The organism is Rhizobium sp. NXC14 (genome assembly GCF_002117485.1).
Classification (GTDB): domain Bacteria; phylum Pseudomonadota; class Alphaproteobacteria; order Rhizobiales; family Rhizobiaceae; genus Rhizobium.
On sequence record NZ_CP021030.1, the window covers coordinates 3,161,778 to 3,187,310 of the forward strand.

Genomic DNA, 25,533 nt, shown 5'->3' on the forward strand with positions numbered 1-25,533 from the left:
AGGAAAGCATTATTTTCAGATATTTAATCGGCCGGCGCAGATCCTCGGTACAAGGCCGAGGATGGCGTCACGGCTTTTGCAGTGGTTTGTCAGCAGCCTGAAGGCCGGCACAAGCCGGCCTCTTTCTTGTTCAATTCCAATCGAGAACGTTCAAGGCTGCTGCGGCGGCGCAGGGGCTACGTCCTGACCTTGATCCGGTTCCTGCTGCTCGTCCGACTCCAGCCCCTGATCCTGCTCCTGATCCGGACCATCCGGTCCCTTGATCTGCTGGCCATTGACCGCCACGGAACCGTCGCGGCTGATGCTGACGTCCCAGCGCGAACGGCCATCCGGATCGGTCTTGGCAAAGCCCTTCACCATCATGATGCCGAAGGAGACCTGGTTGAGGTCGGGGTCCGCCTTGGCAAGCTCCTGAACCGCCGCGATCGTCTTGTCGAGATCGCGGGCAAGGATCGTCGCCTCCATCGAATAGTCCTTCTCGGTATCGACGCGACCTTCGATCCTGCCGGTTATATCGACGTCATAGACCTGCGATTTGGCACTGATCTTCGGAAACTCGACGGCAAGCCGGCCATCGCGGAAGAGCTTCTTCGCCATTTCCTCGCCGGTCTTCTCGGACGCCGAATCTTTGAAATCCATCGCCATGAGGGCGTCGCCGAAGCTTGCGAAATTCAGATTCGGAAGCGCGAGCTGGAAATCGAAGTTGCTCGGCATGAAGGCCGAATAGTCGGCCGGCATTAGCGGCGTGTCGAGGCTGATCTCCTGCGCATTCATGCCGAAGCCGAAACGCATGGCGTCGCTCGGCCCGTCGATGGCGAGGTTGTAGCCGAATGCCTTGGCGCCGCCCTTGCCCATCTCGCTGCTGACGGTCAGGTCGTTGACCCCGATCGTCTCGCTGAACAAGGTCAGAAGCGGGAAGGCTTCCTTCACTATTCCCTTTATCTTGTCGCTGTTTTCCGGGCTCAATTCCTTCTCATCGACATGGTCAAGCACGAAGAAGACCATCTCGCGAATCTGCTTGGCCGGTAGGCCATTCACCTTGGCCTCGACATTGATCGAGCCGGCACGAAGTTCGATGGGCGGCATTTTCAGGCCGGAAACCTGCTCGACGAAATCGGACATCGAGCCGCTGCCGGCGAAATCGATACGTCCATGGCCGCCTGCGCTGTCGGTCGAACTCAGCTTCTGATCCATGCTGGCGATGCTGGCATGGACCTCCTCCGTTTCGGTCTTGCTGGCCACCTTGATGTCTTTGGCCGCGAAGGTGCCGGAGCGCAGATAGCTGATCGCCGGGTCGAAGACGCCGGAATAAACAAGCGACACGATAGAATAGGTGAAATCCGTCGGCTTCTGGTCTGGACCCTTGAAATGGCCCGAGACGTTGAGCCTGTTGTCGCCTTCGATGTTCCAGAGGCCACTGTCGAGCGGCGTGGCGAACATCGAAAACGGTGTCAACCCTGTGATCGTAAACGTCGCCGGATCCGCCTTGGTAAGCAGCTTCGCCAGATCGTAGATGACCTCATAGCGCGTGCCGGCCGGATTGACGGTGATGAAGCCGCTTTTTGCCAAATCCTGCGGAAGCAGCTTCGTCAGGGTCTCCTTGACCGCGTTGGCGCCCTCCTGGTTGATCTCCGCGCCCTCGGCCCCGGTGAAAAGGCAAAGGGCAAGAATACTCGTTGCCGTGACAAGTTTGAGACGCATGGTCTGGTTTTCTCCTCAGCCACTTTTTGATTGCGGCCATCCAAAGATGCGAAGCGCGGCAATGTCAAGCCAAGTGGCGATAAGCACTGGCAATTTTGCGTTTGACCAGGTGCAGATCGCGAGTGATTTCAACAAGGTTCTCGCATTGGGATGGGTGCGGATGCAATCTGGGCGAGTTCGCTCTCTCCGATGATGAAGCGCCCCGGCGAAAGCCCCTCCATCGCCGAAAAACCGGCGCAATCGGCAACTTGCGTTTCCGGGCGACTTATACTATAGGCCACCGGTCCGCGTAGACACCCTTGGAGGCAACGCGGATGAGGATGGGAAAACCCGCCTCCGGTTTGACGGAACTAGGCTTTTGCCTGCCGCCGAACTCTCCAAATAACCTCGAAAGGAATAGCCATGAGCCAGGAAACTTACGAGCTCAAGGCCGAGGCGCGCGAACGGGTTGGTAAGGGGTCCGCCCGTGAACTTCGCCGCAACGGTTTGATTCCCGCTGTCATCTATGGTGACAAGCAGGCCCCCATTGCCATCGCTCTCAACACCAATGAGGTGACGAAGCGCATTCACGCCGGTGGCTTCATGACCACCGTGGCGACCATCGAAGTCGACGGCAAGAAGTACAAGGTTCTGCCGAAAGACTACCAGCTCGATCCGGTCCGCGACTTCACGCTGCATGTCGATTTCCTGCGCGTCTCCGGCAACACCCAGGTGACCGTCGAAATCCCGGTTCACTTCATCAATGAAGCGAAGTCTCCGGGCCTCAAGGTCGGCGGCGTTCTGAACATCGTCCGCCACGCAGTTGAAGTTCACTGCCCGGCCGATGCGATCCCGGAATTCTTCAACATCGACCTCAGCGGCAAGAAGATCGGCGACAGCATCCATATTTCGGAAGTCACCCTGCCGAAGGGCGTCAGCCCGGTCATCGACCGCGACTTCACGGTCGCGACCATCGTCGCTCCGGCTGCCGGCGTCGATGAGAGCGCCGCGGAAGCTGAAGGCGAAGCCGAAGCCTGATCGCTTCGACCAGTTGCAAAGCATATGGCCCGCCATCCCTGGCGAAGTGGCTCCCGAAGGTCGTCATCCAACTTTCGAGAACCAGTTCACGGGGAAGGCGGGCTTTTCATTGCCTGCCAAGCCTCCGTTTCAGCAACATTTAACATATTCATGAAAGCATGGGCCGTCAGCTGCGAAGAAGCCGGCCTGAACGCGCGACAGCAAATATGCCGGCCTGGGGGAGTAGACGGAACCATGAACAATTCCGTTGAGAACAGGTTTTTTGGGATTGTTTGCGGAGCGCTGCTTGTTTTTGTCGCTCCGCTTTTTGTTCTTTTCCTTTTTCTTTCCTCGGAACGCGCCGATAAAGAAATACGCGACCATATCTCTGTTCTTCTTGTCGCCAATGCTCAAGCCCTGGCAAAACCGCTCTGGGACCTCGATGAGGAAAGCGTCACCCAGATCAGCGCGACGGTCGTTTCCCAGGGCGCCATCGTCAAGGTCGAGGTGCGGGATCAGTCGGGTCAGCTCGACGTCAGCCAATCCACCATTCCGCGTTCCTTTGACGGCAAGCTCGAGCAGGTGTCGCGTGCCATCATCTACAACACCGTCGACGGTCCGAAGAACCTCGGCAGCATCAGCGTCTATTATCCCGCCCTCGGGCTGTTTTCCGGTCTGAAGCAGGAAGAGGTCGTCTTCATTTCGATCTTCATCTTCGCGGTTCTGACCGTTTTCGGCACAGCGTTGATCGGCAACCGGTTCTTCGTCATCCAGCCGCTGATGCGTCTGACGGCGGCAATCGAGGCCACCCGGCAGCTCGGCTCGCGCCATCATGTCGACTGGCAGTCGAACGACGAGATGGGACGGCTTGCCCACAGCTTCAACGAGATGCAAACCAAGCTGGAAAGCGAGGAGAAGGAGCTGAAGCTCGCCCATCGCCGCGCCACCGACATCTACAATCTGACGCCCGCCATGCTCTTCTCGCTCGATGAGGAAGACCGCATCACTGCCGTCAGCGACTATTGGCTGCTCGCCACCGGTTATAGTCGCGCGGACGTCATTGGCCGCAATTTTGCAGATCTGGTCACGCCGAACAGCCGCAATAAATTCGTCAAGCGCCGCTACGCTGAAAACGGCATGACGGTCACCGTCAAATTCGTCTGCCGCGACGGCCGCACCATGGACGTCCTCATCATGGAATCGGAAGCGGCCGCCGGCGCTCACGATCGCCTCTCGCTGTCCGTCATGACGGATGTGACCGAGCTCAAGGCTTCGGAGGACCGCAACCATCGCCAGGCAATCACCGACCATCTGACCGGGCTTCTCAACCGCCAAGGCTTCGAGGCGGTGCTTGATAACAAGATCGCTGCCGCAGACGCCGCCGGCCAGGAACTCGCCTGCCTCTTCGTCGATCTCGACCGCTTCAAGTGGATCAACGACAATATGGGGCACGCTGCCGGCGACACGGCGCTGATCGAACTCGTCGAGCGCCTGAAGACCCATCTTGCCCCCTCCGACGAGGCGGCCCGTCTCGGCGGCGACGAGTTCGCTATCCTGCTGCCTGCGAAGGACGCCGAAACGCGCGCAAAGGCGGTGTGCGAGCAGATCGCCTCAATCTTCGAAACGCCATTTGCCCCGGACATGCATCTGAGCGCGTCCATCGGCATCGCCATCTACCCACATCACGCCGCGACCGCGGCCGAGCTGCTGCAGAAATCCGACATGGCGATGTATGCGAAGAAACGGGACGGCAAGAACGGCGCACAGCTCTTCGACAAAGCCATGCTCGACCGCGCCCGCAGCCGCGCCGAAATCGAGGCCAATATCGAAGCCGGCCTCGTCGACAATTGGTTTGAAGCCTTCCTGCAGCCGATCGTCAATCTCAACCGCCGCGGCATTGCCGGTTTCGAGGCGCTGATGCGCCTTAACCATCCGCAGAAAGGTCTGATGCCGCCAGCCGAAATTATCAGCGTCGCCGAGGAGACGGGCAAGATCGTCCGCGTCGGCAACGTCATCATGGAAAAGGCGATTTCCAATCTCGCGAAAATCTCTCGCATATCGGGGATGCAGGATACCTACCTGGCCATCAACTTCTCGCCGCTGCAGTTCGAGCCGGCACTGCCGGCCCGTCTAGCCGCGATCGTCGGTCGCCACGGCATCCGCCCCGAGCGCATCGTGGTCGAGATCACGGAAGCCGTGCTGATGCACGACAACCCGCAGATTCGCATGATCGTCACCGAGCTTCGCCGCTTCGGCTGCCGCATCGCGCTCGACGATTTCGGCACCGGCTACTCGTCGCTCAGCTACCTCAACCGTTTCCCTGTCGATATCATCAAGATCGACCAGTCCTTCACCCGCGCGATCAACGACGGCGATGACGACGTCCGCCAGAAGAGCCGCATGCTGATCGAAGGCATCACCACCTTGTCCCACAAGATGAACTGCACCGTCATCGCCGAGGGCATCGAGACGGAAGAGGAATGCCGCACGCTTCACCAGATGGGTCTGGACTATGGCCAGGGCTATCTCTTCCATCGTCCACAGCACGCAGCCGCACTCATCGAGGAACTGATGGCCCCGCAATCAGCCGTCGCACGCGCCTCGTAAACGAAGAACGAAGGAGACGAGACGATGAAAAAGCTCCTGCTTCTCGCATGGCTGGCGCTGCCTTGCGCCGCCCACGCACAGACGGTTGCTTTCACGACCGAGGATTACGCCCCCTTCAACTATCGCGAAGGCAAAGAGATCAAAGGCGCGACGGTCGAGCAGGTCGAAAAGGTGATGGCCGCGATCGGCGTCGACTATACGATCGAAGTCATGCCTTGGGCGCGTGCTTTCGGCCTTGCCCGCACTGCGCCGATGACATGTGTTTTCGCCACCGCCCACAATAGCGCGCGCGATCCGCTGTTCAAATGGGTCGAGCCGCTGCTCATCGATCGCAACATCCTGATCACCCGCAAGGGTTCGGGCGTCACCGCCAGCAATCTCGAAGAAGCAAAGAAATATACGATCGGCACCCAGCGCGAGGACTACACCGAGACGATCCTGAAGGAGAAGGGTTTCACCAAGCTGGACGTCGCCAGTGACTTCAACGCCACGCTGCGCAAGCTGCTCAGCGGTCGCATCGACATGATGCCGATCTCCGAACTCTATTTCGAAAAGCTGAAGGCCGATCAGCCGGTGGAGATCGTAACCGTGCTCTCCTCCCAGCCCATGGGCATCGCCTGCGAGAAGAGTTTTCCCGACGATCTGCTCGCCAAGATGCAGGCTGCCCTCGACAAACTGATTGCTGATGGCAACCAGAAGCAGATCTTCCTGAAATACGGCATGAACCTTTCGGAATGATGCTGCCGCCGAGCTCGCCGTTTCCGCTTGACTTTACTGTCGTTTCCGGGTGGTGAACGTCGAGAAACGCCCAAGCGAGGATGACAGGCCATGCTGATCATTGCAGGTCTCGGCAATCCCGGCAGCAAATACGCCGGTAACCGCCACAATATCGGCTTCATGGCCGTCGACGCCATTCATCGGCGCCACAGCTTTTCTCCCTGGTCAAAGAAGTTCAAGGCCGAGATCGCCGAGGGAGAACTTGGCGGCGACAAGGTCCTGCTGATCAAGCCGCAGACCTACATGAACCTCTCCGGCGAGGCCGTCGGCGAGGCGATGCGCTTTTATAAGCTCCAGCCCACCGAGCTCGTCGCGATCTATGACGAACTCGACCTGCCCCCTGGCAAGGCGCGGCTGAAAACCGGCGGTGGCCATGGCGGCCACAACGGCATCAGGTCGCTGGACGCCCATTGCGGCAAGGAATACCGGCGGCTGCGCCTCGGCATCGGCCATCCCGGCGTCAAGGAGATGGTGCAGAACCACGTGCTCGGCGATTTCGCCAAGGCCGACAGGGCGTGGCTGGAGCCGCTTCTCGAAACGCTGGCCGACAATGCCGACATGCTGGTGCGAAACGAGGATTCACAGCTGATGAACAAGATCGCCCTGGCGTTGGGTGGCAAGGCCGAGGAAGAGAAGCCGCAAAAGGAAAGCAAGGACAGCGACAAGAAGCCGGCCGGCCAGTCGCATATCCGCCAGGCCCGCAACAGCAATCAGCCGAAGCTGCCGACCAGCGGCCCGATGGCAGAGATGCTGAAAAAGATGTTCGGCAACAAGGGGGAATGAGGCCGGTGCCAGACCGGGATTTTACCATCCGCAGTGCCGCTCCCGACGATCTCAAGGGGTTGACCGTCCTCTACCGGCATCTGAATCCGACCGATCCCATTCTCGACGGGACCATGGCCGAGGAGCGCTTTTCCGCCATTCTCGCCCAGCCCGGCATGACCGTATTCATCGGCTTTGCCGGCCCTCACGCCGCCGCCACCGTCACGCTGATCATCGTGCCGAACTTGACGCGCGGCGGCGCCTCTTATGCGCTGATCGAAAACGTCGTCACCCACGCCGAGCACCGCCGGCGCGGCTATGCCGCCGCCGTCGTCGGCCATGCGGTGAATGAGGCCTGGAAGGCCGGCTGCTATAAGGTGATGTTGCTCACCGGCTCGAAGAACCCGGCGACGCTGCGGTTCTACGAAAATTGCGGCTTCCTGCAGGACAAGACCGGCTATCAGATCCGCCGGCCGTGAGCTGAAAGGCTATTCCTCGGGCTCTGTGGTGAACATCAGCGGGAAACCCATCTCTTTGGCAAGGTCGATACCCTCCTTGGCCTTGGTCTCGGCAATGTCCTTGGCGCAGACCACGACCACGCAGGAGCCGAGCTTGTGCGCCGTCATCATCACTCGGTAACCCGTCTCCTCGCTCATACGGAAGACGACCTTCAGGATCACAATGACGAATTCGCGCGGCGTGTAATCGTCGTTGACAAGAATGACCTTGTAGAGCTTCGGCTTGTCCAGCTTCGGCTTTACCTTGGTCTTCGGTTTCAGGGCAACGTCATTGTCAGTCATCGGAAAATCCACCCGTTGATGACATGAAAAGGCGGAAGAAACATCCGCCGGACTATATTGCATCGTCAGCACGGCAGTTCAATGACGGATATCACTCCGACGAGAGCAGCAGGCAGGCTCGCCCGGCGCTTTCGACGATGGCGGCAGCCTTCCTGTCGAAGGTCGCGAATACTTCCCCGCCAAGCCTGCGGCCTTCGAAGACAATGACGCCATCGGCGAAATCACCGCCGGCATCGAGGAAGGACAATCCAGCCTCGACAGCTGCTCTGTCGTAGACGACCTTCCTGTCGGTTATCAGCAGCCGGATGGTCGCAGCGATCTCGGAGGCGCTTTTACGATAAATCCGGCCGACGACCCAGACGAACTCGCAGAGCGTCAGGTTGGAGACGAACAGCCTTTCAGCCTCGCGCATCAATATCCTTGCACGTTCCGTTTGCTTCGGATCGTCATCCACGGCCGCCCGCACGAGCACGTTCGTATCAACGATCATCAGCGATGCCGACCTCGCCAGCCCAGCCCGCCTTTATGGCCTCATCGATCTCCCTGAGCGTCGCATGAATATTGCCCTTGTTCTCGAGACTTCCGAAGAAATTCTCGATGGAACCGCTGGCCGGCTGCGTTTTGACCGCAACGACCTCAAGCTTGCCACCAGGCAGGAGATCAACGTCGATTTTGTCGCCGGGCTTGATCCCGAGGTGCCGAAGCACTTCTTTTCTCAAGGTGACCTGTCCTTTTGCCGTCACTGTCAGGGTTGCCATGTCAGCTGTATCCTTTCCGCCAAAAGGTAAGGCTAAACCGCCTTACCTTCAAGCCGGCTGGCCTTGCTTTTTCGATTCGTGCCGCAAACCCTTGACCCGAGCCGGCCATTCCCGCATAGGCAGGGCAAAGTTACCAATAGATATGGATCAAGCCATGGGCTTCAAATGCGGCATCGTCGGTCTGCCGAACGTCGGCAAATCGACCCTCTTCAATGCGCTCACCAAGACGGCGGCTGCACAGGCGGCGAACTACCCCTTCTGCACCATCGAGCCGAACACCGGCGAAGTCGCCGTGCCCGATCCGCGCATGCGCAAGCTGGCCGACATCGCCAAATCCAAGGAACTGATCCCGACCCGCATTTCTTTCGTCGATATCGCCGGCCTGGTGCGCGGTGCCTCGAAGGGTGAAGGCCTCGGCAACCAGTTCCTCGCCAATATCCGCGAAGTCGATGCGATCGTGCATGTGCTGCGCTGCTTCGAAGACAGCGACATCACCCATGTCGAGGGCCGCATCAATCCGGTCGCCGATGCCGAGACGATCGAGACCGAGCTGATGCTCGCCGATCTCGAGAGCCTGGAGCGCCGAACCGAGCAGACGCGCAAGCGCGCCACCGGCAAGGACAAGGAGTCGATGGCGATGCTGCCGATCATGGAAGCCTCGCTGAAGCTACTCAACGAAGGCAAGCCGGTGCGCACGCTGCTGTCGAAGCTCGATGCCGAGGAGATCGCCATCCTCAAGGGGCTCAACCTTCTCACCTCGCATCCGGTGCTCTATGTCTGCAACGTCGCCGAAGGCGATGCCTCGACCGGCAACGAATTCACCGCCGCCGTCGCCGCCATGGCGAAGGAGCAGGGCGCCGAAACCGTCATTATCTCGGCGGCGATCGAAGCTGAGGTCGCCCAGCTTGCCGAAGAGGAAGCCAAGGAATTCCTCTCTGCCCTCGGCCTTGACGAGGCGGGCCTGGACCGGCTGATCCGCGCCGGCTACAAGCTGCTCGACCTCATCACCTATTTCACCGTCGGCCCGAAGGAAACGCGCGCTTGGACGATCGAGCGCGGCACCAAGGCGCCGCAGGCAGCCGGCGTCATCCACTCGGATTTCGAACGCGGTTTCATCCGTGCCAACACCATCGCCTACGACGATTACATCAAGTACAACGGCGAAGTTGGCGCCAAGGATGCCGGCAAGGCGCGCGACGAAGGCAAAGAATACGTCGTCCAGGACGGCGACGTCATCCACTTCCGTTTCAATACCTGATAAAATAGCTGCCGCCTTAACCCGGCGGCAGCCTGTTTGCGATTGCCGGCGGCAGTGCCCTGAGCACCAGCCGCCGAAGCGGCATCCAACCCGTTCCGATAATGAGCACGATCGCGCCGACAACGATCAGCGTCGTGAAGATGTAGGTATCGACGGTCGCATGCCCCTTGCGAACGACGCTGAAGATCGCAACGCCGAGAGACAGCAGCCCCGACGTGACGAAGGCGCGACGATCGATGACCAGGCCGATCAGCATCAGCGCCGCCACGGTCGCGACGACCACGGGAGTCCGGGCCGACATGTTCGCCGGATCGAAGATACGGCCGGCTTCCCCGAACGACAGTAGGGAGACGGCACTGTAGAGCAGCGCCGGCGCTGCGCCGAGATGCAGCCAGAAGGCGATATCCGAACGCGTCGTCCGTCGCAGCCGGTCGCCGAGATCGAAATATAGCGCCGTCGCGAACAGGCCGAGCGCGCAGACGAAAGCGACCGCGGCCAGCACGCCAAGATGATCGACGAAAAACGTGGGATTGCCGCTGAGCCATTGCACCAGGCGCAAAAGCAGCGTGAGCACCAAGGCAAGCGTCGACATGATAGTGAGCGCCAGCGACAGGGGCACGCGATAACGGGCATAATAGACGCCGAGCAGGATCGGAAAGCCGGCGACGAACTGGGTCAGATCCGCCCCGATTTCGGAGGTCCATGGCGTGAAGACGCGGGACATCAGCAAAAATGTCCAGCAGAACAGCGCGATTGTCAGGCTGACAGCCGGCAAGGCGAGCCGCTGGCGGCGCACCAGGATTTCCGAAAGCACGATGATAGCGACCGGCACGGCGTAAAGCGGCGCCAGGCCCCAGAGGCCGACGAGCGCGACGATAACACCGACGGTGATCAGCACGTCGTGAAAGCCGCGCACGAAGCGCGGCGTCTCGGTGTCCGACCAGGCCCGCTCCTCGGCTGCGATTGCCTTCTGCGTCTCAACAACAGACACGCCACGCTCGGTCAGAAATGGCAGAAGCCGCCCGCCCGCTTCCGACGAAATCAGCCCCTGGCGCGCCGCCTCGTCTAGTATCGACCTCAGTTCCGTCATACCGGTTTATCTCCCGGGAATCATTGAGCCCGCGCAGATGCTATTATAAGCACTAGAGCATGATGCCGAAAAGTGTAAGCGGTTTTCGGACGACATCATGCTCTAACTCTTTAATGTTGAACAGGATTCAGATTTTAGGCCGACCGGCCTAAAAACATCCTGTTCTAGGCGCTTGATATGGCGGAGGAGAGAATGCCGGCAGAAAAGCTGTCTTTCGAGGATTTTGAACCCGGCCGCCGTTTCGCCCTCGGCCCGAAACCGGTGCTCACCGAAGAAATCATCGAGTTCGCCAGCGAATTCGACCCGCAGCCGATGCATCTCGACGAAGCGGCCGGTCGCGCCAGCATCCTCGGCGGGCTTGCCGCCTCCGGCTGGCATACCTCCGCAATGCTCATGCGCATGATGGCAGACAGCTACGTGCTGGACGCGCTTTGCGAGGGTGCGCCGGGCATCGATCTGATGGAATGGCGAAAGCCGGTGCTTGCAGGCGATACGCTGCAGGGCCATTCGACCGTTCTCGAAGCCCGGCCGATGCGCTCGCGCCCCGGCATGGGCATCGTCAAATTCCGCCACGCGGTGGAAAACCAGCGCGGCGAACTCGTCTGCCTCTCGGAGAATTCCGTGATGATCCGCATGCGCCCCACTCAGGAGGATGCCAACGTGAGCTCGGAGCCGTCAGCATGAGAATGTCCGAGCTTTGCGCCGTCGGTCAGAAAGCCGAGATCGGCACCTACACCTTCACCGAGGAAAACATCATCCGCTTCGCAACCCGCCACGATCCGCAGCTTTTTCACGTCGACAAGGAAGCCGCGAAAGACACGCTCTTCGGCGGGCTTTGCGCCTCGGGCTGGCACACCACGGCCGCCTGGATGCGAACCTTCCTCGCCTTCTGGGAAAGGCAGCGCGTCGCACTCGCCGAGCAGGGCCTGACGGCGCCGAACCTCGGCCCCTCACCCGGCTTTCAGAAGCTGCAATGGCTGCGGCCGGTCTTTGCGGGTGACGTCGTGACCTATTCCGTCGCCCTGCTCTCCAGCCGACCGCTCGCATCACGGCCGGGCTGGCATCTCAACACCATCCTCTGCGAGGGCGTCAATCAGAACGGCGATCCCGTCATGCGCTTTGAAAGCGGTGTGCTGGAATTCGACTGACGCCGCCGCAATACGGGCTCAATGCCCGGAGAATTCGACCAGCGTGTGTACGACGACGCCGAGTTCTTCCAGCTTCCTGCGGCCGCCAAGGTCGGGCAGGTCGATGACGAAGCAGGCGCCGACCACCTCCGCGCCGATCTGGCGCAGAAGCTGCGTCGCGCCCACGGCCGTGCCGCCGGTGGCGATGAGATCGTCGACCAGGATCACCTTCTCGCCGGGCTGGACCGCATCACGATGCATCTCCATTTCATCGACGCCATATTCCAGGCTGTAGGCGATGCGCACGGTGTCGTGCGGCAACTTGCCCTTCTTGCGGATCGGCACGAAGCCCGAGGAAAGCTGATGCGCCACCGCACCGCCGAGGATGAAGCCGCGCGCCTCCATGCCGGCGATCTTGTCGACCTTCGTGCCGGCGTAGGGTTGCACCAACTCGTCGACCGCCCGGCGGAAAGCACGGGGGTTGCCGAGCAGCGTGGTGATGTCGCGGAAGATGATGCCGGGATTGGGATAGTCGGGGATGGAGCGAATGCTGGCTGCGAGCTCCGAAATTGTATTGCCCATGGAACGTCCGTATCTGCGAGCGCATAAAATCGGCCGCACCCTATCAATTGCCGAGGGTGGAACCAACAAAAAAGGCGGCTTGCAAGCCGCCTTTTCGAATTCAGGCACGGAACGCTTAATGTTCCTTGTTGGCGTAAACCGAGCGCTTCGTCAGGTAGATGAGCACGGTAAAGATCGCCAGGAACACCATCACCATGAAGCCGGTGCGCTTGCGCTCCTCGAGATGCGGTTCGGCGGCCCACATCAGGAAGGCGGAAACGTCCTTGGCGTATTGGTCGACGGTCGCCGGCGCGCCGTCGTCATAGGTTACCTGGCCGTCGGAAAGCGGCTTCGGCATAGCGAGAACGGCGGCAGCATGGAAATACGGGTTATAATGCGCGCCCTGCGCCACCTGGAAGCCGGCTGGCGGCTCTTCATAGCCGGTCAGCAGCGAGTAGATGTAGTCCGGGCCGCTTTCCTGATACTGCGTAAAGATGTCGAAGACGAATTGCGGGAAGCCGCGCTCGACTTCACGGGCCTTGGCGATCAGCGAAAAATCGGGCGGAGCCGCACCGTTGTTGGACGCAGCCGCGGCTTCAGCATTGGCGAAGGGCGATGGGAAATGATCCGAAGGGACTGCCTTGCGGGTGAACATTTCGCCGGCCGAGTCCGGCCCGTCCTGAACTTCGTAATTGGCAGCGAATGCCTTCACCTGTGCCTCGGAATAACCGAGTTCGTCGAGCGTGCGGAAAGGCACGAGGCTCATCGAATGGCAGGCAGAACAGACTTCCGTGTAGACCTTGAGGCCGCGCTGGAGCTGAGCCTTGTCGTAGTGGCCGAAGGGGCCGGCAAAGCTCCATTCCTGCTCCTTTGGCTCCTTTAGCGGATAGTGCGGCGTCGCGCCTTCCTCGTGATGCGCGGGAGCTGCACCATTCGCGGGCGTCGCTTCCTCGGCGAAAGCGGCGCTGCCAAGCAGAGCGGCGACGGCAAGCGGCAGAATGCTTGCAACAAGCGTTTTCATAGTTCTATTCCCTTCCGTCGCTCGCTTACGCATTGGCCGCCGCGGCGGCGCCAGTGGTCTTGTTGCGCTTTTCAAGCACCGCCTCAGTGATCGAGTTCGGGATGCGGCGCGGCGTTTCCACCAGACCCAGAACTGGCATCGCGACCAGGAAGAAGGCGAAGTAGAGAAGCGTGCAGATCTGCGACACGATGACGTAGCTGCCTTCCGCCGGCTGCGAACCGAGCCAGCCTAGGATGATCGCGTTGAGCACGAACAGCCAGAAGAACAGCTTGTACCAGGGACGGTAGACCGCCGAGCGGACCTTCGAGGTGTCAAGCCACGGCAGGAAGAAGAGCACGATGATCGCGCCGAACATCACGAGCACGCCGCCGAGTTTGGAGTCGATCGGGCCGATGTTGAAGGTGATCGAACGCAACATCGCGTAGAACGGCAGGAAGTACCATTCAGGAACGATGTGGGCGGGCGTCTTCAACGGATCGGCCGGGATGTAGTTATCGGCGTGACCGAGGAAGTTCGGCAGGTAGAAGACGAAATAGGCGTAAACGAGCAGGAAGACGGAGACGCCGAGGGCATCCTTCATCGTTGCATAGGGCGTGAAACGCACGGTGTCGGTCTTCGTCTTGACCTCGACGCCAGTCGGGTTGGTCTGGCCGGTCACATGCAGCGCCCAGATATGCAGGACGACGACGCCTGCAATCATGAAAGGCAGCAGGTAGTGCAGCGAGAAGAAGCGGTTCAGCGTCGGCTGATCGACGGCAAAGCCGCCGAGCAGGAACTGCTGCACCCATTCGCCGACCAGCGGGAAGGCCGAAAAGAAGCCGGTGATGACGGTCGCGCCCCAGAAAGACATCTGCCCCCAGGGCAGGACGTAGCCCATGAAGCCCGTCGCCATCATCAGCAGGTAGATGACCACGCCGAGGATCCAGAGGATTTCGCGCGGCGCCTTGTAGGAGCCATAGTAGAGGCCCCGGGCAATGTGCAGGTAGACGGCGACGAAGAAGAAGGAGGCGCCGTTGGCATGCAGGTAACGCAGCAGCCAGCCGTGGTTGACGTCGCGCATGATCTTTTCAACAGAGTTGAAAGCGATCGTCGTGTCGGCGGCATAGTGCATGGCGAGCACGACACCCGTCAGGATCTGCACGATCAGCATGACGGAAAGCATCGCGCCGAAGGTATAGGCATAGTTCAGGTTTCTGGGAACCGGATATGCCACGAAGCTGTCATAGACCATGCGCGGCAGCGGCAGGCGCGCATCGACCCATTTTTCGAAGCCGGTTGATGGTTCGTAGCTGGAATGGCCACTCATAAATCAGTCTCCCCTCAACCGATCTTGATTTTGGTATCGGACACAAATGAAAAGGTCGGAATCGCCAGGTTCTGCGGCGCAGGGCCTTTGCGAATGCGGCCGGCCGTGTCGTAGACCGAGCCATGGCAGGGACAGAACCAACCATTGTACTCACCGGCCTGACCGAGCGGAACGCAACCGAGATGGGTGCACGTGCCGATCATGACGATCCAGTTTTCCTTGTCCTTGCCGCCCGAACGGTCAACACCGGTTGCCTGCGCTTCAGGCGGAAGGTTCGCGTTGCGCGCGATCGGATCCTTGAGATCCGCCAGCGGAACATCGGCAGCCGCCTTCACTTCCTCCGGCGTGCGGTTGCGGATGAAGATCGGCTTGCCGCGCCACTTGACCGTCAGTGACATGCCGGGCTCGAGGCTCGCAACGTCGACTTCGATGGAGGCAAGCGCCAGCGTCGACGCATCCGGACGCATCTGGTCGATGAACGGCCATGCGACAGCAACGGCGCCGACAGCGCCCGCCATACCAGTGGTGAGATAAAGGAAATCACGGCGAGTGGGCTCTGCTGAAGCCTCGCTTGTCGTTACGTGTTCGCTCACGGCTTAACCATCCTCTGCGCAGTTATCGCGGAATTCCGCCCCGCCCCCTCTGCTGGCGAATCGATCTGGACACATTTCGGCCATAGATTCCCCGGCAATCCGGCGCGTTCTAAGCTTGATCGCAAATTATGTCCAGCCTTGACAGGGGGATGAGGGCACAATGTCGCGGGAAATTTCAGATGAATTTTTTACGGCAAACACCCGCTTGCCCGTATGTTGCATTGCAACAAAAAAGCGACCGTGTTAGGCGCAACCGCAACGATGCCAGCCAGCCGGACCCGAGCGGATGAGAGACACGATCTTTTGCGTAGTGAGCGTTCTCACAACCCTCGTCCTCGCCATTATCTCGCTGCGCTATGTCAAAGATTTCTATCTGCTTTCTCTTTTTTACAGCTTCCAGGTCCATCTGGCCGCGGCCGCAGCAGTGGCCTCCGGCATAGCCCTCCTCTTTAAGCGGCATTGGTACGCGTTGCTGACACTCGGCGCATCGATGGTTCTCGTTGTCCACGGGATCGTCATGACGCGTGAATTCGTCGAGCCTGCGGTAAACGAGAGCCGTCCTGCTCTCTTCAAGCTGATGTCCTTCAATATAGAGAACGACAATTTCGCAAATGGCGCTGATATTGCCGACATGGCGATCGGCTCGGGCGCCGATGTCGTCAACATCCTCGAGGCCGAACCGGTATTGTCCGAATTGCCGCGACTGCTGAAGACCTACCCCTATTACGTCGGCTGCGGCGTCGGCATGGAGCAATGCGATACGCTCGTCCTGTCGAAGCGCCCGCTGATCGAGCCTCGCATCCGCAGCCTCGGCCTGCTGTGGCGCAATCGGCTGACGATCTCGACGATCGATTTCGACGGCCAGAAGATCAACTTCCTCGCCGCGCACCTGACCAAACCTTATTATGACGAATTCCACGGCCTGGAAGTCGAAGATCTCGCCGAGATTATCCCTTCGCTGCCGGGACCGCTCGTGCTTGCCGGTGATTTCAATACGTCGATTCTGGCGCCGGATGTGCAGTATCTCATGCGCAGCCAGGGCTTGGGCACAGCATCGCTGGAGCCTGCGACATGGCCGATCGCCGCCGGCCCCTTCGGCATTTCGATCGATCACGTCTTCAGCAAAGCGCCCCTGCGGCTGAAATCGGTCCGCCGCATCGAAAACAATTTCGGATCAAACCATTTTGGCCTCATGGCGGAATTCGTCCTCGATCCGTGAGCCTGCATCCTCGTCGGTCGCGAGGAAGCCGCCGGATTGACGAGCCCAAAGCTCGGCATAGAGCCCGCCGCGGCGAAGCAGCTCGTCGTGGCTGCCCTCCTCGATGATCCGGCCGAGGTCGACGACAATCAGCCGGTCGAGCGCGGCGATCGTCGACAGCCGATGGGCGATGGCGAGCACCGTCTTGCCCTCCATGATCCGATGGAGGTTGGACTGGATCGCTTCCTCCACTTCGGAATCGAGCGCCGACGTCGCTTCATCGAGAACCAGGATCGGCGCGTCCTTCAGCATGACCCGTGCAATAGCAATGCGCTGCCGCTGCCCGCCCGACAGTTTGACGCCGCGTTCGCCGACATGCGCATCGAAACCTCTACGGCCCTGCTGATCCTGCAGGCGGGCGATGAAGTCGAAGGCTTCGGCGCGCCGGGCCGCCTCAATCAGCCGCCCCTCGCCGGCATCCGGTCGTCCGAAGAGTATATTGTCGCGCACGGAACGATGCAGCAGCGACGTATCCTGGCTGACGACGCCGATCTGCATCCTGAGTGATTCCTGGGTCACCGCCGATATATCCTGACCATCGACCAGGATACGGCCATCCTGGATGTCATAGAGACGCAGCAGCAGGTTGATCAGTGTTGATTTGCCGGCGCCCGAACGCCCGACGATCCCGACCTTCTCGCCCGGGCGGATGGTCAGGGAGAAATTCTCGACGACGGGCTGCTGACCCTTGCCGTAGCGAAAGGAGACATTCTCGAAGCAAATGCCGGGATGGCGGATCACCAGGCTCTTCGCATCGGGCCGATCGACGAGCCCGAGCGGTTGTGAAATCAGTTCCGCGGAGTTCTGGATGGTGCCGAGATTGCGCATGATGCCGTTGAACTGCGTCATCAGCCTGCCGAGCAGGAAATTCAGCCGGAGCACCAGCGCCAGCGAAAATGCCACCGCGCCGGAAGTGATCAAGCCGCGCAGCCAGAGATCGACGCTCAAGCCCGCCATCGTCACGATCATCAGGCCGGAGAGCAGGGCCATGGAGGCCCGCACGCCAGTGATGAACCGCGTGAAGCGCAGCACCGTGTCCTGATAGATATCGAAACCTTGGCGCATGTAGCGATCGCTCTCTTCATCGCGTGCGAACAGCTTCAGCGTCTGCATATTGCTGTAGGAGTCGACCATCCGGCCGTTCAGCATCGACCCGGCCTCCGCCGTTTCGCGGGAGTGATGGCGGATCCGCGGGACGAAGTGGCGGGCAAGCAGGCTGAAGGCGCCAAGCCAGAACAGCACGACGGCGGCGAGTGTAAAGTCCAGCCTGGCGACGAGCACGAGCGTCGTTACCGCATAAATGCCGACAAACCAGACGCTTTCCATCAGAGACGTGACGAGATCGCCGGTTGCCTGGCCGGCAGACCAGACCTTGGTGACGATACGCCCGGAGAAATCGCTCTGAAAGAACGACAATGATTGCCTTGAGACGTGGAGATAAGATTGCCAACGTGCTAGATTGTAGAAGCCCGGCGTGATCACCTGCTGATCGATGAGGGCAATCAGGAAGGCGACGACGAAGCGCACGAGCCCGATGAGAGCGAGCATGCCGAACAGCTCGCCGCCATGGGCCGCGATAAGACCGCTCCAGCCGGCGCCCGGCGTAATACTAGCGAGAATATCGACGAGGCGTCCGACGAACCAGAAGAGCGCAGCCTCGATTGCCGCCGACGTGCCGCCGAGAATGAGCATGGCGATGAACGGCATCTTCGCCTGGCCGATGTAGAACCAGATGAAACCGATCGTCGCGCGTGGCGGCTGCAAGTCGTCGCGCGGACGGAACGGATCGATCCAGGTTTCGAACAGGCGGAAGACGGGTCGCAGAAACATGGAAGCGATATAGGCGGATTGAGGGGAGCGGCAAAGGGAATGGAAAGCGGACGCAACCTAATATTTTGGTAATAAACGATAACATCGGCGGCATCGCCATTGATTGCCCCCGAACCCGTCGCAATCTGACGCTAGAATCGCGCTTCACCGGAGAGAAGGTCATGGAAACGAAAATGCTCAATGCGCATATTCCGCTTCCGCTTGCAGAAAGGTTGGATGCCCTGGCTCTCGACCTGGCGCTGCCGCGCGACGAGATCGTCATCGAGGCTATCGCCGCCTGGCTCGACAGCGAGGAACGCCGCCGCATCGTGGCACTGCGCACGATCGCAGCCGCCAACACCATCGTTGTCGTCGAACAGGACCGCGTGATCGACTGGGCCGACAGTCTTTGAAAGCACGCCCGACCGCAGCCGGTCTTCGACAATCGCCTTGCGAGGTCAAATCATCGCAATCACGAAAATGCCCTCCCCGCTCACGCCGGGAGGGTCGATTTTTATTCCGCGGCCTCTTCCGCCTCCTCGGCGTGATCGGAGAGGAAGCCGCCGGACTGGCGGTTCCAGAGGTCGGCATAAATGCCGCCGCTTTCGATCAGTTCGCCGTGCGAACCGGCCTCGACGATCCGGCCCTTGTCGAGCACGATCAACCGGTCCATCTCCGTCAGCGTCGAAAGCCGGTGGGCGATCGCGATCACGGTCTTGCCTTCCATCAGGGCGAAGAGGTTTTCCTGGATCGCCGCTTCCACTTCCGAATCGAGCGCCGAGGTCGCCTCGTCGAGCACCAGGATCGGCGCATCCTTCAGGAAGACGCGAGCGATCGCAATGCGCTGGCGCTGGCCGCCGGAGAGCTTGACGCCGCGTTCGCCGACCTGCGCGTCAAGCCCCTGGCGCCCCTGCATGTCGACGAGCCCTTCGATGAACTCCCAGGCATTGGCCCGCTTGGCGGCTTCGATCACCTCGGCGTCAGTCGCCTCCGGCCGGCCGTAGGCGATGTTGTCGCGGATCGAGCGATGCAGCAGCGACGTATCCTGTGTCACGACGCCGATCAGTGAACGCAGGCTCTCCTGCGAGACGCCTGATATATCCTGCCCGTCGATGGTGATGCGGCCGGCTTCCAGATCGTAGAAGCGTAAGAGCAGGTTCATCAGCGTCGTCTTGCCGGCGCCGGAACGACCGACCAGACCGACTTTCTCACCTGCCTTGATGTCGAGCGACAGATTGTCGATGACACCCTTGCCCTGGCCATAGTGGAAGCGGATGCGATCGTAATGGATCGCCCCCTTCTTCGCCGTCATGTCTGGCGCATTCGGCTTGTCGATGATGTCGTGCTGCTTGCTCATCATCTCCATGCCGTCATAGACGGTGCCGATATTCTCGAATAGCGCCGAGACTTCCCACATGATCCATTGCGACATGCCGTTGACGCGCATGGCAAGACCGATGGCGATAGCGATCGCGCCGACCGAGATCGCCCCATTCAGCCAAAACCAGATCGACAGGCCCGAGACGACGAAGAGCGCGACGCAGTTGTTCAGGTAGACGCTGATATGGAACAGCGTCACCTTGCGCATCTGCTTGTGCACGGTCTGCAGGAACTCGTCCATGCCCTGTTTGGCATAGATCTCCTCACGTCCCGCATGCGAGAACAGCTTGACGGTGGCGATGTTCGTATAGCTGTCGACTACGCGGCCCGTCATCATCGAACGCGCATCCGCCTGCTGGGCCGCGACCTTGCGAAGCCGCGGCACGAAGTACGACACGATGCCGATATAGATGGCGAGCCAGATGAGGATCGGGATCATCAGCCGCCAGTCGGCAGCGGCAATCACGATGATCATCGTCAGGAAATAGCTGACGACATAGACGAAGACGTCGAGGATCTTCATGACAGTTTCGCGCACGGCAAGGGAGGTCTGCATCACCTTGGTCGCGACGCGCCCGGCAAACTCATTGGCGAAGAATGTCATGCTGTGGCGTAGCAGGAAGCGGTGCATCTGCCAGCGCGCCATCATCGGATAGTTGCCGAGCAGCATCTGGTGCATGATGAGGGAATCGAGACCGGCCGCCAGCGGCAAGCCGACCAGCACCAGCGCCGCCATCCAGAACAGCTTGTGGCCTTCCGTCTGCAGGAAGGTGGCGCGGTCGGCATTGGTCAGCCAGTCGACGATATCGCCGAGGAACTGGAAGAGCGCCACTTCGCCAACGGCAATCGACGCCGTTAGTAGGGCCATCAGGCCGAGCCACGGCGCTGCCGGTTTGCTGTAATGCCAGCAGAAGGCAAAGAGACCTTTCGGGGGCGCGACGGGCTCCTCGCTCGGAAAGGGATTGAGTCGCTGTTCGAACCAGCCAAACATGAAATTGCTCCGAAACATCAGCATTCCGGCTCCCCGGCTTCGCGCCATCCCGGCGCTATGCAAGCACATATGGGAACCGGACGTTCAAGGGGCGAGGCTGAAACAGCCGCACGATCGATCAAAAGGGAAGTTTTAGAAGGAAGCCCGCTCTAGCGGCGCCATGTCGCCTTGGTCGGCATCACGGCGGGAAAGCGCATAATGAGCAAAATATTCATGAGGCCCTCCCTGCTGGCGTTCGAAGATGTGCATGCATAACGCGAAAACTGCGAAATTTCCAGTCCGAACTGGCGCGAATAGAACGTTTCTGGGCCAAACTGCGCCCTGTTGCGCTGAAATCACAGTTGTATTAGGCCTCCCGCGTCGAAACGAACGGGCGGCGCCTGAATGACGAATCTCAGACTGGCACTCTACCAGCCGGACATTCCCGGCAATACAGGCACGATCCTGCGCCTTGCCGCCTGCCTCGGCTTCACCGTGGATCTGATCGAGCCCGCCGGCTTCGACGTCTCCCATCGTAACCTGAAACGATCGGGCATGGATTATGTCGCCGCCGCCGCGCTGACCCGCCACGTCAACTGGGACCGCTTCGAGGCCTGGCGCGCCACGACCGACCGGCGCCTGATCCTCGCCTCCACCAAGGCTGCCGATCACTATACCGACTTCGCCTTCCGGCCGGACGATGTGCTGCTTTTCGGCCGCGAAAGCGCCGGTGTGCCGGATCACGTGCACGAAAGAGCTGACGCCCGTATCCTCATCCCGATGGTCGAGGGTCAGCGCTCGATCAATGTCGCAATTTCGGCAGCTATGATCGTCGGCGAGGCGATGCGGCAGACCGGCTGGACTTGATCAGCCCCGGCTTGGAAAAGATTGTCTGATATATTGCTGAAGTGTCGGAAATCGAACATTGTGAATCCTTCAAACCGGAGTATATCTATTAGCCGGGCAATCAAAAATATCGAAGGATTGGCACAATTTCAATAGCTTGAGAAGATGAGTCCTCAGGCCAAGACCCCTCCAAACCGATGAAAGCAGACTAAAACAAGAAGATGGATTCTACGATCATCATGATCAACCTGTTCGGAGCCGTGGCGCTGCTGCTGTTCGGCCTCGCGCAGGTTAAGGACGGCGTATCCAGAGCCTTCGGCGCGCGGCTGAGAACCGGGCTGGCGACCGGGACGCGCGGGGGCCTTCGCTCATTCCTGTCGGGACTGGTCGCGACCATCGCGCTGCAGAGCTCCACGGCGACGGCGCTGATGACCGCCTCTTTCGTCGAACGTGATCTGATAAGACCGCGCATGGCCCAGATCGTCCTCCTCGGCGCCAATGTCGGCACAGCGATTACTGCGTGGATCGTTGCGACCGGCATCGAATGGTTCTCCCCACTCCTGATCCTCTGCGGCATCGTGCTTTACCGCGGCCGTTCCAGCACCCGGCAGGGCGGCGGCGCAGCGCTGATCGGCATCGGCCTGATGTTGTTGTCGCTGCATCTCCTGAGCTTTGCGACGGAGCCGATGCGCGCCTCCCCCGCTCTCGCCGCTTTCATCAGCCTGCTCGATGGCGCTTTGCCCGTGGCTCTCCTTTTCTCGGCAGCGCTCGCCTTCGTCTCATCGTCAAGCCTGGCGGTGGTGGTGCTCATCCTGTCGCTTGCCTCGGCCGGTCTGATCTCTGCCGAACTGGTCATCGTGCTCGTGCTCGGCGCCAATCTCGGCGGCGCGATACCGCCCGTCGTCGCGACGATGTCCGGCCCGGCCTCCGCGCGGCGCGTCACTCTCGGCAATCTCGCCGTCCGCACGCTCGGCTGCGTCATCGCCCTGCCGCTTGCGGGCTACGGTGCGGAGCTCATTCAGATGTTGCCCTTCGGCCCGTCCAAGCTGCCCGTCGACGCGCATCTGCTCTTCAATCTTCTGCTCGCCGCACTCGCCTGGCCCTTCTCCCGACCGCTCGCCACCCTGATGACCCGGCTGGTCCCGGACCAGGCCGAGCCGGACACCGCGCCGAAATATCTGGACGCGCATGAGCTTTCGACGCCGGTCATTGCTCTAACCAGCGCCACCCGCGAAGTGCTCGGCATCGGCGACCTCATCGAGCGCATGCTGATCCGGGTCTCCGAGGCCTTCGAAGGCAATGACTCTTCCAAGCTTTCCGAAATCGCGACCCTCGAAGAGCGCGTCGACAAGCTGCAGCAGGCGGTGAAGGTCTATCTGTCGAAGCTCGGCCGCGAGGGGCTCAGCGACGAAAATGCCCGCCGCTCGATCGTCATCATTGACTATGCCATCAACCTCGAACACATGGGCGACATCATCGAAAAGGGCCTGCTGGAACAGGTGAGGAAGAAGATCTCCCTCGGGCTCAGATTTTCCGACGATGGTCATCAGGAACTGCGCAAGCTGTTCGACCTGACGATCGACAATCTTCGTGTTGCCCAGACGATCTTCGTCACTCGCGATTTCAATCTTGCGCGTCAGATGATGGAGACAAAGGTGGAGGTCCGGCGCATGGAGAAACAGTCGGCCGAACACCATCTGGAACGCCTGCGCGACGGACGCGCCGACAGTCTGCAGACAAGCTCGCTGCATCTCGATATGCTGCGCGACCTGAAGAGGATCAACGCCCACATTGTCTCGGTGGCGCATCCGATCCTGGATGAAAGCGGCCTTCTGATCGAAAGCCGCGTGCGCGCCGTCGCGGAGTGACGGTCAGTCCGCCGAAGGCAGGCGGCGCATGGTGAATTCGATCCGGTCACCGTCCAGCTGGCGCCAGCTTTCCACTTCCGTCCAATAGGCGGCTTTCGGATATTCGTCGAACCATTCACGCGCCTTGGCGCGGGCATCAATCAGGCCGAGGCAATATGTCTCCCGCACGAAATGATCTTTCTTACGGGGGGGATTTTCCGCCCGGTGTCTCGCCATTCTGCGCTTCAGGCCGTCGAATGACGGAGGTCCTGGAATTTTTGCCATCAAACCTACCTCTTTGGAAAAGGTAGTATCGAAATAGTTGATTTGCGAGTCGAATCTTGAATGCGGCGCCAGAACCCGCCTCGGCTTGGCGGCGGGCGCCGCCGCCTGCTAGATGGGAGGGCAACGAGGAATCGAGCGAGTCGTGCCCACACAGGATGCCGACCGCGGAGGCGTGACATGGAAAGACCCGAACTGCCGATCGGCTTGCCTGACGATATAGTGGAAAAGAAGGAGACCGCGCGCAGGTGGTTTGAAGCGCTGCGCGATACGATATGCGCCTCCTTCGAAGCTCTCGAAGACGAATTGCAAGGCCCCCTATCCGATCAGGAACCAGGCCGCTTCGTTGCCAAAGACTGGTCGCGTGAAAACGGCGCCGGCGGCGGTGGTCGCATGTCGATGATGGAAGGCCGCGTCTTTGAAAAGGTCGGTGTCCATACATCAACGGTCCATGGCGAATTCTCTCCGGAGTTCCGGGCCCAGATTCCGGGCGCCAAGGACGATCCGCGTTTCTGGGCCTCGGGCATCTCTCTGATCGCCCATCCCGTCAACCCCAACGTTCCGGCTGTCCATATGAACACCCGCATGGTGGTCACGACAAGCCGCTGGTTCGGCGGAGGGGCCGACCTGACGCCGGTGCTGTCGCGCCGCCGCACCCAGGAGGACGAGGACAGCCAGCTCTTCCATAAGGCCCTGGAGATCGCCTGCCGCAATCACGCAGTCGCCGATTACGGCGCCTACAAGGCTTGGTGCGACGACTACTTCTTCCTCAAGCACCGCAACGAGCCCCGCGGCATCGGCGGCATCTTCTATGACTGGCTGCATTCGAGCGAGGAAGCCGGCGGCTGGGACGCCGATTTCGCCTTCACACGCGATGTCGGCAGGGCTTTCGCCATGGTCTATCCGAAGATCGTTCGCTCCAACTTCAACAAGCTATGGACGGAAGCCGATCGTGACGAACAGTTGATCCGCCGAGGCCGTTACGTCGAATTCAACCTGCTGTATGATCGCGGCACCATCTTCGGCCTGAAGACCGGTGGCAACGTGGAATCCATTCTCTCGTCGCTGCCGCCTGTCGTGCGATGGCCGTGAGACTGTAAAATCTCATCGATTATTCGAGCTGAGGGACCTTCATAAAAATTCAGTGAGTCCTAACTTTATATGTACGTGCGTAACAATCGGAGGAGGATTGTCATGACGACAGAAAGCGGCTCGCCTGCGTCCACGGATGCCCAGGAAACATTCCGTGCCATCGACACACCCGAGTTCCTTGTCCGCATTGCCGAGAAACTGCGGGCCAAGAGTGGCTCCGATCTGCCGCTGTGCTGCTTCATCGAGCAGGTCAAGTTGCAACTGGCCGGCGGAAAGTCGCCGGAGGATCTGCAGAAGGACGCAGCCAACAGCAACACGCCCGGCCATCTCTCGGAGACCTACAAAGCCTGGGCGATGCCCGACTGAACCACCTTGTCCGGTCGCCACCTCCTGCCGGCCGGAACCTTCTCTTCGCACGTACATTTCATCAATCGCGTGAAAGCGCGATGGCCGTTGCGTTCCAGACAGAGGAGAAAACCATGCGACTGTTCGAATGCGGCACGCTCGTTCCCGGCTGCGCCTGGCACACCCGGGCGGATAATGACGCAGAAGTGGTTCGCCGCGCCGTTGAGCACTTGAAGACTGCTCACGGCGAAACGATCATACGCGAAAACATGGTTGATAACATCAAGGCACGCATCCGTGACGAAGCCACCGCCGCCTGACGGCCGGTGAGCGAGCCCTGGCAACAA

Annotated in this window: 27 protein-coding genes; 15 read left to right on the forward strand and 12 right to left on the reverse strand. The window is 60.3% G+C overall.

Annotated elements, in window-relative coordinates:
* Positions 1-150 precede the first annotated feature (150 nt).
* Positions 151-1,701, reverse strand: a complete 1,551-nt coding sequence (locus tag NXC14_RS15595; protein ID WP_085778906.1) for a hypothetical protein — start codon at positions 1,699-1,701, stop codon at positions 151-153.
* Between the two features lie 402 nt (positions 1,702-2,103).
* Between NXC14_RS15595 and NXC14_RS15600 the strand changes: the two genes are divergently transcribed.
* From NXC14_RS15600 to NXC14_RS15620, 5 genes are all read left to right on the forward strand, one after another.
* Positions 2,104-2,718, forward strand: coding sequence for a 50S ribosomal protein L25/general stress protein Ctc (locus NXC14_RS15600; protein ID WP_085778907.1), 615 nt, complete (start codon positions 2,104-2,106; stop codon positions 2,716-2,718).
* Positions 2,719-2,952: 234 nt separating this feature from the next.
* The gene (locus NXC14_RS15605) at positions 2,953-5,304 is read left to right on the forward strand and encodes an EAL domain-containing protein (protein WP_085778908.1); all 2,352 of its coding nucleotides are present in this window, start codon (positions 2,953-2,955) and stop codon (positions 5,302-5,304) included.
* Positions 5,305-5,328: 24 nt separating this feature from the next.
* On the forward strand, positions 5,329-6,042 hold the full coding sequence (locus NXC14_RS15610; RefSeq protein WP_085778909.1) for a transporter substrate-binding domain-containing protein: 714 nt from the start codon (positions 5,329-5,331) through the stop codon (positions 6,040-6,042).
* Positions 6,043-6,132: 90 nt separating this feature from the next.
* Complete coding sequence (gene pth / locus NXC14_RS15615) at positions 6,133-6,864, forward strand: aminoacyl-tRNA hydrolase (RefSeq protein ID WP_085778910.1); 732 nt, start codon at positions 6,133-6,135, stop codon at positions 6,862-6,864.
* Positions 6,861-7,322 (forward strand): GNAT family N-acetyltransferase, encoded by a 462-nt coding sequence (locus tag NXC14_RS15620; RefSeq protein ID WP_085778911.1) that lies wholly within the window; start codon positions 6,861-6,863, stop codon positions 7,320-7,322. The genes pth and NXC14_RS15620 overlap by 4 nt, the downstream gene beginning before the upstream one ends.
* A 9-nt stretch (positions 7,323-7,331) precedes the next feature.
* Here the strand turns inward: NXC14_RS15620 and clpS are convergent, their stop codons facing one another.
* From clpS to NXC14_RS15635, 3 genes are all read right to left on the reverse strand, one after another.
* Positions 7,332-7,643: an ATP-dependent Clp protease adapter ClpS gene (clpS, locus tag NXC14_RS15625; RefSeq protein WP_085780144.1), complete on the reverse strand. Its 312-nt coding sequence runs from the start codon at positions 7,641-7,643 to the stop codon at positions 7,332-7,334.
* A 91-nt stretch (positions 7,644-7,734) separates the two neighbouring features.
* Entirely contained in the window at positions 7,735-8,133 is a 399-nt protein-coding gene (locus NXC14_RS15630) for a type II toxin-antitoxin system VapC family toxin (protein WP_085778912.1), read from the reverse strand.
* The gene (locus NXC14_RS15635) at positions 8,123-8,401 is read right to left on the reverse strand and encodes an AbrB/MazE/SpoVT family DNA-binding domain-containing protein (protein WP_085778913.1); all 279 of its coding nucleotides are present in this window, start codon (positions 8,399-8,401) and stop codon (positions 8,123-8,125) included. Before NXC14_RS15635 ends, NXC14_RS15630 begins: the two co-directional genes overlap by 11 nt.
* 154 nt (positions 8,402-8,555) lie before the next feature.
* Here NXC14_RS15635 and ychF point away from each other — a divergent pair, with 154 nt between their 5' ends.
* Positions 8,556-9,659 (forward strand): redox-regulated ATPase YchF, encoded by a 1,104-nt coding sequence (gene ychF, locus NXC14_RS15640; RefSeq protein WP_020921909.1) that lies wholly within the window; start codon positions 8,556-8,558, stop codon positions 9,657-9,659.
* Positions 9,660-9,675: 16 nt separating this feature from the next.
* Here the strand turns inward: ychF and NXC14_RS15645 are convergent, their stop codons facing one another.
* Positions 9,676-10,749 carry a hypothetical protein gene (locus tag NXC14_RS15645; protein WP_085778914.1) on the reverse strand — a complete coding sequence of 358 codons (1,074 nt, stop codon included), beginning with the start codon at positions 10,747-10,749 and terminating at the stop codon, positions 9,676-9,678.
* A 192-nt stretch (positions 10,750-10,941) separates the two neighbouring features.
* Here NXC14_RS15645 and NXC14_RS15650 point away from each other — a divergent pair, with 192 nt between their 5' ends.
* A complete protein-coding gene (locus NXC14_RS15650; RefSeq protein ID WP_085778915.1) occupies positions 10,942-11,433 on the forward strand; it encodes a MaoC family dehydratase in 492 nt (163 codons plus the stop codon).
* Positions 11,430-11,897 (forward strand): MaoC family dehydratase, encoded by a 468-nt coding sequence (locus tag NXC14_RS15655; protein WP_085778916.1) that lies wholly within the window; start codon positions 11,430-11,432, stop codon positions 11,895-11,897. Before NXC14_RS15650 ends, NXC14_RS15655 begins: the two co-directional genes overlap by 4 nt.
* Before the next feature lie 18 nt (positions 11,898-11,915).
* On the opposite strand, the gene NXC14_RS15660 is transcribed toward NXC14_RS15655, so the two are convergent.
* From NXC14_RS15660 to petA, 4 genes are all read right to left on the reverse strand, one after another.
* Positions 11,916-12,458, reverse strand: a complete 543-nt coding sequence (locus NXC14_RS15660) for an adenine phosphoribosyltransferase (RefSeq protein ID WP_020921912.1) — start codon at positions 12,456-12,458, stop codon at positions 11,916-11,918.
* A 115-nt stretch (positions 12,459-12,573) separates the two neighbouring features.
* A complete protein-coding gene (locus tag NXC14_RS15665) occupies positions 12,574-13,458 on the reverse strand; it encodes a cytochrome c1 (RefSeq protein ID WP_020921913.1) in 885 nt (294 codons plus the stop codon).
* A gap of 25 nt (positions 13,459-13,483) precedes the next feature.
* The gene (locus tag NXC14_RS15670) at positions 13,484-14,764 is read right to left on the reverse strand and encodes a cytochrome b N-terminal domain-containing protein (RefSeq protein ID WP_085778917.1); all 1,281 of its coding nucleotides are present in this window, start codon (positions 14,762-14,764) and stop codon (positions 13,484-13,486) included.
* A gap of 14 nt (positions 14,765-14,778) precedes the next feature.
* Positions 14,779-15,357, reverse strand: coding sequence for a ubiquinol-cytochrome c reductase iron-sulfur subunit (petA, locus tag NXC14_RS15675; RefSeq protein WP_011426278.1), 579 nt, complete (start codon positions 15,355-15,357; stop codon positions 14,779-14,781).
* A gap of 286 nt (positions 15,358-15,643) precedes the next feature.
* Here petA and NXC14_RS15680 point away from each other — a divergent pair, with 286 nt between their 5' ends.
* A complete protein-coding gene (locus NXC14_RS15680; protein WP_085778918.1) occupies positions 15,644-16,576 on the forward strand; it encodes an endonuclease/exonuclease/phosphatase family protein in 933 nt (310 codons plus the stop codon).
* On the opposite strand, the gene NXC14_RS15685 is transcribed toward NXC14_RS15680, so the two are convergent.
* The gene (locus NXC14_RS15685) at positions 16,532-18,445 is read right to left on the reverse strand and encodes an ABC transporter ATP-binding protein (protein WP_085778919.1); all 1,914 of its coding nucleotides are present in this window, start codon (positions 18,443-18,445) and stop codon (positions 16,532-16,534) included. The genes NXC14_RS15680 and NXC14_RS15685 overlap by 45 nt on opposite strands.
* Positions 18,446-18,606: 161 nt before the next feature.
* Here NXC14_RS15685 and NXC14_RS15690 point away from each other — a divergent pair, with 161 nt between their 5' ends.
* Positions 18,607-18,837, forward strand: a complete 231-nt coding sequence (locus tag NXC14_RS15690; RefSeq protein ID WP_085778920.1) for a CopG family transcriptional regulator — start codon at positions 18,607-18,609, stop codon at positions 18,835-18,837.
* 101 nt (positions 18,838-18,938) lie between these two features.
* Here the strand turns inward: NXC14_RS15690 and NXC14_RS15695 are convergent, their stop codons facing one another.
* Positions 18,939-20,795, reverse strand: a complete 1,857-nt coding sequence (locus NXC14_RS15695; RefSeq protein WP_085780145.1) for an ABC transporter ATP-binding protein — start codon at positions 20,793-20,795, stop codon at positions 18,939-18,941.
* A gap of 384 nt (positions 20,796-21,179) precedes the next feature.
* On the opposite strand from NXC14_RS15695, the gene NXC14_RS15700 reads away from it, so the two are divergent.
* Together NXC14_RS15700 and NXC14_RS15705 are read left to right on the forward strand one after the other, a co-directional pair.
* Positions 21,180-21,641 carry a tRNA (cytidine(34)-2'-O)-methyltransferase gene (locus NXC14_RS15700; protein WP_085778921.1) on the forward strand — a complete coding sequence of 154 codons (462 nt, stop codon included), beginning with the start codon at positions 21,180-21,182 and terminating at the stop codon, positions 21,639-21,641.
* Positions 21,642-21,841: 200 nt separating this feature from the next.
* Complete coding sequence (locus NXC14_RS15705) at positions 21,842-23,488, forward strand: Na/Pi cotransporter family protein (protein WP_085778922.1); 1,647 nt, start codon at positions 21,842-21,844, stop codon at positions 23,486-23,488.
* Positions 23,489-23,491: 3 nt separating this feature from the next.
* On the opposite strand, the gene NXC14_RS15710 is transcribed toward NXC14_RS15705, so the two are convergent.
* Complete coding sequence (locus tag NXC14_RS15710; protein ID WP_085778923.1) at positions 23,492-23,752, reverse strand: hypothetical protein; 261 nt, start codon at positions 23,750-23,752, stop codon at positions 23,492-23,494.
* A 177-nt stretch (positions 23,753-23,929) separates the two neighbouring features.
* Here NXC14_RS15710 and hemF point away from each other — a divergent pair, with 177 nt between their 5' ends.
* The 3 genes from hemF (at position 23,930) to NXC14_RS15725 (ending at position 25,506) form a co-directional block, all read left to right on the forward strand.
* A complete protein-coding gene (gene hemF, locus NXC14_RS15715; protein WP_085778924.1) occupies positions 23,930-24,841 on the forward strand; it encodes an oxygen-dependent coproporphyrinogen oxidase in 912 nt (303 codons plus the stop codon).
* A 102-nt stretch (positions 24,842-24,943) separates the two neighbouring features.
* On the forward strand, positions 24,944-25,207 hold the full coding sequence (locus NXC14_RS15720) for a hypothetical protein (RefSeq protein ID WP_085778925.1): 264 nt from the start codon (positions 24,944-24,946) through the stop codon (positions 25,205-25,207).
* Positions 25,208-25,320: 113 nt separating this feature from the next.
* Positions 25,321-25,506 carry a DUF1059 domain-containing protein gene (locus tag NXC14_RS15725; RefSeq protein WP_064806262.1) on the forward strand — a complete coding sequence of 62 codons (186 nt, stop codon included), beginning with the start codon at positions 25,321-25,323 and terminating at the stop codon, positions 25,504-25,506.
* The last annotated feature ends 27 nt before the right edge of the window (positions 25,507-25,533 follow it).